Genomic DNA, 7,122 nt, shown 5'->3' on the forward strand with positions numbered 1-7,122 from the left:
GCGTTAAAGCCCAATCCCCGATCCCCGATCCCCAACCCCTCTGCCGTCGCGCGGGCGATGGGCTTTTCTATGGTGATTCTACTGCACTGCGTGGTGGAAAACGGGTGCTCCCCTCGCCCGCGTTCAGTGGGAGAGGGGCTGGGGGTGAGGGCATGTTCCTCTTCCCGCTAGCCCAGCACCTGATCCCCGACCCCCAATCCCCAACCTCTATGCTCTCTGTTCTTTTTGCTTTTTGACTTCTGACCTTATTGATAACAAGACCCAAAGTGCCCGTGGTACAATTCAGGTTGCGTCCCGAGGGCGTGTTTTGGCTCAACAGAGGTTGGAAATGAACGAGATAGAAACCCTAGACTTCGAAATTCGTGCTTTGATGCAAGCAGGTGTGCGCTCGATCGACCCTGCTGACGATAGTTTATTTAATGATTTAGCCTTGCGCACGTTTCGCTACCAATGGCAACATAATCTGGTCTATCAACGCTATTGTGAGCGGCGTATGCTCAGCCCTGAGCGGGTGCTGCATTGGTCGGAGATTCCGGCAGTGCCGACCACAGCCTTCAAACACTTACCGCTCACCACCTTTCCGCCCGAAGAGGCCCAAGTGATTTACCGCACCAGCGGCACAACCCAAGGCAGCGAACAACGTGGCTCGCACTATATTCGCGATCGCTCCTTGTATGAAGCATCGTTGCGACCAAATTTAGCCTACCACCTATTTCCCGATGCCAAACGGATGCCAATTTATGTGCTGTTTTGGCAGCAGCATGAACTGCCGCAATCGTCGTTGGCGCATATGCTTAGCGATGCAATTGAGCAGCATGGCAGCCCCGAAAGCCGCTATGTTTTTAGTGCCGAGGGCCTTGATTCAGCAACCTTAGCCGCAGCGCTCGACACTGCGGTTGCCAACAATCAGCCCATTTGTTTGATGGGCGTGATGTATACCTTCGTCTATTTTCTCGATTGGTGCGCCGAGCATGGCAAGCGTTGGCAATTGCCCAAGGGCAGCCGCTTGATGGATACTGGCGGCTCAAAAGGCAAAGTGCGCGACATTGCCCGCAACGATTTATATGCCCTCTACAGCGATGTTTTGGGTATTCCATCGACCATGTGTGTCAACGAATATGGTATGACCGAGTTGGGTAGCCAATTTTATGATAGCTCGTTGCACTCGGCCTATCTGCGCGAATGGCAGCCACGGCATAAAGTCGTTGTGCCATGGGTGCGCACCCAAGTTGTCGACCCAACCACCTTTGCACCATTGCCTGCTGGCGAAACTGGCCTGTTGCGCCACCTCGATTTGGCCAATCTCTACTCGGTGCTTGCCTTGCAAACCGAAGATTTAGGCGTGGTCGTGGCCGATGGCTTCGAGGTACTTGGTCGGGCTAGCGGAGCTGAACTTCGCGGTTGTTCGCTGGCTGTTGAAGATGTCCTAGCTGCTCGCCGCAATGGCAATGGCTAATAGTTATAGGAGCCACTAGCCGCTCGCATGGCTAGAAACTCGCCTATGAAACGCTCTCCTCTTTTGACCATCTTTTTGATCGCTTTTGTTGGCACAATGAGCTATGGGGTCGTGATTCCGATCACGCCGTTTTATGCTCAAGAATTTGGGGCTTCTGAGTTTCAAGTTGGTTTGATTGTGGGCTGTTATGCCTTGATGCAATTTATCTTCGCCCCAATCCTTGGCCAATTATCCGACCGCTTTGGCCGTCGCCCGCTGCTCATTTTGAGCTTGATTGGCACGGTTTGTAGTTTGCTGCTGTTTGGCTTCGCCAATAGCCTCGTTTGGCTGTTCGTGGGGCGCATGTTCGATGGCGCAACTGGCGGCAATATTTCAATCGCGCAAGCCTATGTGAGCGACGTAACCACCGACAAAGATCGGGCGCGTGGCATGGGTATGGTTGGCGCGGCACTTGGCTTGGGATTTATAGCCGGGCCAGCAATTGGCGCGTTGCTCAGTCGCGATGGCAATTATCAATTGCCCATTTTTGTGGCTGCTGGCATTGCCATGCTCAGTTTGATTTTGACCTTTTTTGTGCTGCCAGAGCCAGAACGTCATGCTCCACAACAAGGCCGCACATCGAACCTAATGACGTTGGTTGCAGCAGTTCGCAAGCCCAACGTTGGTCGCTTGCTCAGCATTACCTTGTTAATCAACTTGGCATTTGTGGCCTTTGAAACAACCTTTGCCTTGTTTGCAGCGCGTCGCCTGGAATTTGGCTCGTATCAGACTGGCTATACCTTGGCGGGAGTTGGGGTTGTGGTGGCAATTGTGCAAGGTGGATTAATTCGCCGTTTAGCAGCCCGCTTTGGCGAAGCAAGCTTGATTGTGGCTGGCTCGTTGTTGCTGGCGCTCTCGTTGGCAGGCTTGGGCTTTATTCAAAATGTGTGGCATTTGGTGGCGATTTGTATCGTGCTGGCAATCGGCGAAGGCTTGCTCACGCCATCACTTTCATCATTGGTTAGCCGCAATTCAACAGCCCACGAACGCGGCAAAAATATGGGCCTCTATCAATCGATGAGCAGCTTGGCACGGATTTTCGCCCCGCTCTACGCAACGTGGATGCTCGCGAATGTTGGCGAAGCCTCGCCCTATTTGATGGGCAGCGTTTTGGTGGTAGCAGGGGCATTAATTGCGGTTGGCTTGCCTAGCGCTGAACCCCAAGCGCAACCAGCCCACTAGGCATAAATCGATGAATCAACATCAAAAACCAGGTCTTCGTTGTTAATGGCTACGCCTGTCTCAAGTTGGTTCAACATATGGCGCTCATAGACAACCCAACGATTCTTCCCAGTTTCTTTGGCTTCGTAGAGCGCTAAATCGGCAGCAGTCAGCAATTGGGTTTCGTTAAAACCATGCCAACCACAGACCGCAATCCCAATGCTGACTGTATGCTGAATAGCCTGCTCGCACCAGATGGTTGGCTGATGTTGAATGGCTTGGCGCAAGCGTTCGGCCAAGAAACTTGCCTGTTGCACCGTCGCCGCATCAACGATTAACAAAAATTCTTCGCCGCCCCAACGCCCAATCAGATCGTTAATTCGCACTTGTTCGCTGAGCACCAAGCCAATATGGCGCAGCACCATATCACCAGCGTGGTGGCCATAGCGATCATTAATTTGCTTGAAACTATCAATATCCAGCATAATCACCGCAAAACCCTGCTGGTTGCGCCGCCATTTGGCCATTGCTTGCTCTAAATAGTCGTTGATAGCGCGCCGATTGGCGAGGCCAGTCAACACATCAACACTCGCCAACGCAGATAAATCGCATTGCAGCCGCTGGGTAATCATCACGCCAAAACCACCAGTCCACAGCAGCGAAAGCAGCAAAATCAACACACTATAGCCAACTTGCAAGCTCGCGACACTCGGCCAAGCATAGCGATACCAGCCGTAGCTTAGCCCAGCAACGACCAACGCAATTTTCAACCCCAAGGCAATTGCCAACAAGCGACTGGCGCTTTGATAGGGAATTGTGCGTTGAAACCAGACCCGGATTGCGGTATAGGCCATGCCCACGCTGCCCATCAGCATCGCCAAACTAATAATCAGGCTTGGCGCAGCCCACCACCAAGCGCTTGCACTCAGCAAGCCAACTACAAGCAGCCAACTAAATCCATAGATGCGCGCAGAATTATTGGCCCCAATGAAACGCAAAATGCCATTGCTCAAGCCAAACAAACCACTGAGCAGCACGATATAGCTGGCAGTGGTTGCAATCAATGAGCTAGCAGGAAGCAAAGCTTGGATCAAAAAGCCTAGGCCCAAGCCAATTGTGCCCAGCAAAAAGCAGCGTATCCCTTGGTAGCGCCGGACAAAAACCAAAAAAGCCCCAATCACACACGCTTGGAGCAACAAACCAATTCCGACAATCAAGCTAACCGTTGGCTGATCGAGCGCCATGCATCCTACCTCCGTAGGGTGGGTAGTTTACTGGTCAAAAGGATTGAGCAAGTAACGCCGAAGAAGTGTGTCGTAGAGTTAAAGCTCGTTCGTTTTAGTCTACTACTACAATACCACTAGCGGTAGTTTTTCTAAAGTAGCCAATTAGTAGCGATTATGGCCGCAATCTGGCTAGCCATTTGGCCGCTTGGAATAGGTTTTTGGCAGTTTGCAAGCAGCCTGTCGCCAACAAATTCGCTAGACTAGCAGCATCAAATAGGTTATGGAGCTGTTGCAATGTCTGAGCAAATCACAATCAATCGCCAAATCGTTCACCAATTTATCGAGCAATGTTGGAACCAAAAGAACCTGAATAGCATCGAGCAATTACTCAGCAATGATTATGTCGACCACGCCTATCAGCCAGCCAATCAAGCTGGATTAATCGCAATCCTCGAACAATTGGGCCGCAGTTTTCCCGATCATCAGCAGCACATTCTGCAAACGGTAGCCGAGGCTGATCGGGTTGTCGTTCAGTTGCGTTTTCGGGCAACTCATTTGGGTGAATTTCGGGGCATTGCGTCAACTGGGCAAACAGTTGACGTTGCAGTTTATCGGATGTATCGCTTAACCCAAGGCCGCATTGCTGAGCATTGGGCTTTATTTGATACCGCTGGCTTATTTCAACAATTGCAGGTAAGCCTTGATGGGCAAAAAGCTTGCCAACGTTAAGCATAGCCTTGGCGAAATTGGCGTGGTGCTTGGCCGCTAAATTGGCGAAAGGCACTGCTAAAGCTGGTTACGCTTTCAAAACCAACCGCCAAAGCAACTTCTAAAATGGGCAAATCGCTGGCAAGCAACAATTCGGTTGCCCGAATCATACGCGCACGATGCAAATAGGCGCGCCACGACAAGCCCAATTCGCTGGCACAACGCCGCGCCAAGGTGCGTTCGGCCATGGCTCCTGCTTGGGCAGCCATGGCCAAATTAATTGGTTGCTCAAGCTGCGCCAAGCTATAATCCAAGGCGCATTGCAAATCTGCCGATTGAGCGACTGGCAGCCAAAAACGATCAGGTTGCGCCGCTAGCTCCAAACAAACATCGGCTAAAGCCAATAAAAAGCGCTCAGCTTTGGGATCAAACTCAGTATTTTGGGGCCAGCGTTTGGCATGTTCCAACATAGCTTGAGCCATGGCCGAAACGCTAAACACGCGACAATCAGCGATTGGCAAATCGAGGCTGCTTGGTGGAACGATCAACGAGCTACACACCACCGCGCTTTGGCAATGAATCCGAATTGGCACATGCGCCGCAATCCATGCAGCCCGCTGTGGTGGCAACAACCAACGCATTGTTGCCACCTCCAGCTGAAATGCACCCTGCGCAGCATATAGCAAATAATGATGCGGAAACTGTTTCCAGCCACTATCAAAAGCTGCCAAGGTTTGATACAAACAATAGATCTGCATCGCAGTTTATTCTTGCCAATTCAGGGTGCGTTCTACCGCCTTGCCCCATTGCGCATACAAGCTATCGCGCTGATCGACGCTCATTTGCGGTTCCCAACGCTTGCCTTCGCTCCAATTGGCACGCAATTCAGCAGGATTAGCCCAGTAGCCAACGGCCAAACCAGCTGCATAGGCAGCACCCAAAGCGGTGGTTTCGGCAACTTTCGGGCGTACAACGGGCACACCCAAAATATCAGCCTGAAACTGCATCAACAATTCATTGGCAACCATGCCGCCATCGACTTTGAGGGCTTTTAATTCAACTCCTGAGTCTTGGGCCATGGCGCTCACCACTTCGCGGGTTTGGTAGGCGGTGGCTTCAAGCGCAGCTCGCGCAATATGGGCTTTGTTGACATAGCGAGTCAGGCCAACCAACACGCCACGCGCATCAGAGCGCCAATGCGGCGCAAACAAGCCCGAAAAAGCAGGGACCAAATACACGCCACCATTATCAGCAACGCTCGCTGCCAAGCCCTCAACCTCGCCAGCACTATGAATAATGCCTAAATTATCGCGCAGCCATTGCACCAACGAGCCAGTTACTGCAATCGAGCCTTCTAAGGCCCAGGTTGGCTGCTGGCCAAAATGATAGGCTGGCGTGGTGATTAGCCCATGGCTTGATTGCACCAAGCGTTCGCCAGTGTTGAGCAGCATAAAGTTGCCAGTGCCATAGGTATTTTTGGCCTCGCCAACCTCAAAACAAACTTGGCCAACCGTCGCCGCCTGTTGATCGCCCAAAATCCCTGCTAAGGGCACGCCATCGAGTTGACCGCGACACGTGCCATAGACCTCGCTTGAGCAACGCACGCTGGGCAACATGCTGCGCGGAATCCGAAAAATCTCCAATAATTCAGCATCCCAATCGCCAGTTTCGAGGTTGAGCAATAAGGTGCGCGACGCATTGGTTGTATCGGTAATATGCAAGCCGCCATGTGGCCCGCCAGTCAACCACCACGCCACAAAACAATCGATCGTGCCAAATAGCAAATTACCAGCTTCAGCCGCTGCCTGTGCACCCTCGACCTGATCGAGCAGCCAGCGAATTTTGGTAGCCGAGAAGTAGGTTGCCAATGGCAAGCCCGTTTTGGCTCGAAAGCGATCTTGGCCGCCGTCGGCGGCAAATTGGCGCACCAGCTGATCGGTGCGGGTATCTTGCCAAACCAAAGCGTTATAAATCGCCTTGCCCGTGTGACGATCCCAAACCACGGTCGTTTCGCGTTGGTTGGTAATGCCAAGTGCCGCAAGATCAGCTTTTTCAATATTGGCAGCAGCCAATGCCCCAGCAATCACGCCTTGCGTGCGTTGCCAAATCTCTGCTGGATTATGCTCAACCCAACCTGGCCGTGGAAAAATCTGGCTATGTTCCCGTTGATCAACGCCTACGACATTGCCATCATGATCGAACACCATACAGCGTGTGCTAGTTGTGCCTTGGTCGAGCGCCGCAATATACTGCATACAAATTACCTCATTGTAATAAATGGGGATTGGTTGTTGGTTGTCGGGAATCGGATAGGTTGATCCACGAAGAGCACGAAGTACCGAAACCACGAAGATCGCGAAGGTTTCGTTTTTTTGCCACAGATTGACACAGATTTCTCTGATTATGCTTCCGATAGCCCATAACCTACAGCCAGACGTTATGTTCTATGCTCTTTGTTCTATGCTCTAACCTTCATCCCTCATCCTTACAATACTCTCTGGCCCCGCGCCCCTGAATCCTGCTCCCCAGTCC

At 52.0% G+C, this 7,122-nt stretch carries 6 protein-coding genes; 3 read left to right on the forward strand and 3 right to left on the reverse strand.

Annotation, left to right across the window (positions count from 1 at the left end; genetic code table 11):
* The first annotated feature begins 328 nt into the window (after positions 1-328).
* The gene (locus C5S61_RS00065; RefSeq protein WP_110513056.1) at positions 329-1,456 is read left to right on the forward strand and encodes a LuxE/PaaK family acyltransferase; all 1,128 of its coding nucleotides are present in this window, start codon (positions 329-331) and stop codon (positions 1,454-1,456) included.
* 45 nt (positions 1,457-1,501) lie between these two features.
* On the forward strand, positions 1,502-2,677 hold the full coding sequence (locus C5S61_RS00070) for an MFS transporter (protein ID WP_164689136.1): 1,176 nt from the start codon (positions 1,502-1,504) through the stop codon (positions 2,675-2,677).
* Here the strand turns inward: C5S61_RS00070 and C5S61_RS00075 are convergent.
* Positions 2,674-3,900 (reverse strand): GGDEF domain-containing protein, encoded by a 1,227-nt coding sequence (locus C5S61_RS00075; RefSeq protein ID WP_110513060.1) that lies wholly within the window; start codon positions 3,898-3,900, stop codon positions 2,674-2,676. The genes C5S61_RS00070 and C5S61_RS00075 overlap by 4 nt on opposite strands.
* A gap of 276 nt (positions 3,901-4,176) precedes the next feature.
* Between C5S61_RS00075 and C5S61_RS00080 the strand changes: the two genes are divergently transcribed.
* The gene (locus C5S61_RS00080; RefSeq protein WP_110513062.1) at positions 4,177-4,611 is read left to right on the forward strand and encodes an ester cyclase; all 435 of its coding nucleotides are present in this window, start codon (positions 4,177-4,179) and stop codon (positions 4,609-4,611) included.
* Here the strand turns inward: C5S61_RS00080 and C5S61_RS00085 are convergent.
* A complete protein-coding gene (locus tag C5S61_RS00085; protein WP_110513064.1) occupies positions 4,608-5,348 on the reverse strand; it encodes an AraC family transcriptional regulator in 741 nt (246 codons plus the stop codon). The genes C5S61_RS00080 and C5S61_RS00085 overlap by 4 nt on opposite strands.
* A 6-nt stretch (positions 5,349-5,354) precedes the next feature.
* Positions 5,355-6,845 (reverse strand): glycerol kinase GlpK, encoded by a 1,491-nt coding sequence (glpK, locus tag C5S61_RS00090; protein ID WP_110513066.1) that lies wholly within the window; start codon positions 6,843-6,845, stop codon positions 5,355-5,357.
* Between the last annotated feature and the right edge of the window lie 277 nt (positions 6,846-7,122).

It is taken from the genome of Herpetosiphon llansteffanensis, assembly GCF_003205875.1.
GTDB classification, from domain to species: domain Bacteria; phylum Chloroflexota; class Chloroflexia; order Chloroflexales; family Herpetosiphonaceae; genus Herpetosiphon; species Herpetosiphon llansteffanensis.

Excerpts from the sequence above, each read along its gene's own strand:
- C5S61_RS00065 (WP_110513056.1), top strand. The coding sequence starts at position 329 with ATGAACGAGATAGAAACCCTAGACTTCGAAATTCGTGCTTTGATGCAA.
- C5S61_RS00070 (WP_164689136.1), top strand. The coding sequence starts at position 1,502 with ATGAAACGCTCTCCTCTTTTGACCATCTTTTTGATCGCTTTTGTTGGC.
- C5S61_RS00075 (WP_110513060.1), bottom strand. The coding sequence starts at position 3,900 with ATGGCGCTCGATCAGCCAACGGTTAGCTTGATTGTCGGAATTGGTTTG.
- C5S61_RS00080 (WP_110513062.1), top strand. The coding sequence starts at position 4,177 with ATGTCTGAGCAAATCACAATCAATCGCCAAATCGTTCACCAATTTATC.
- C5S61_RS00085 (WP_110513064.1), bottom strand. The coding sequence starts at position 5,348 with ATGCAGATCTATTGTTTGTATCAAACCTTGGCAGCTTTTGATAGTGGC.
- glpK (WP_110513066.1), bottom strand. The coding sequence starts at position 6,845 with ATGCAGTATATTGCGGCGCTCGACCAAGGCACAACTAGCACACGCTGT.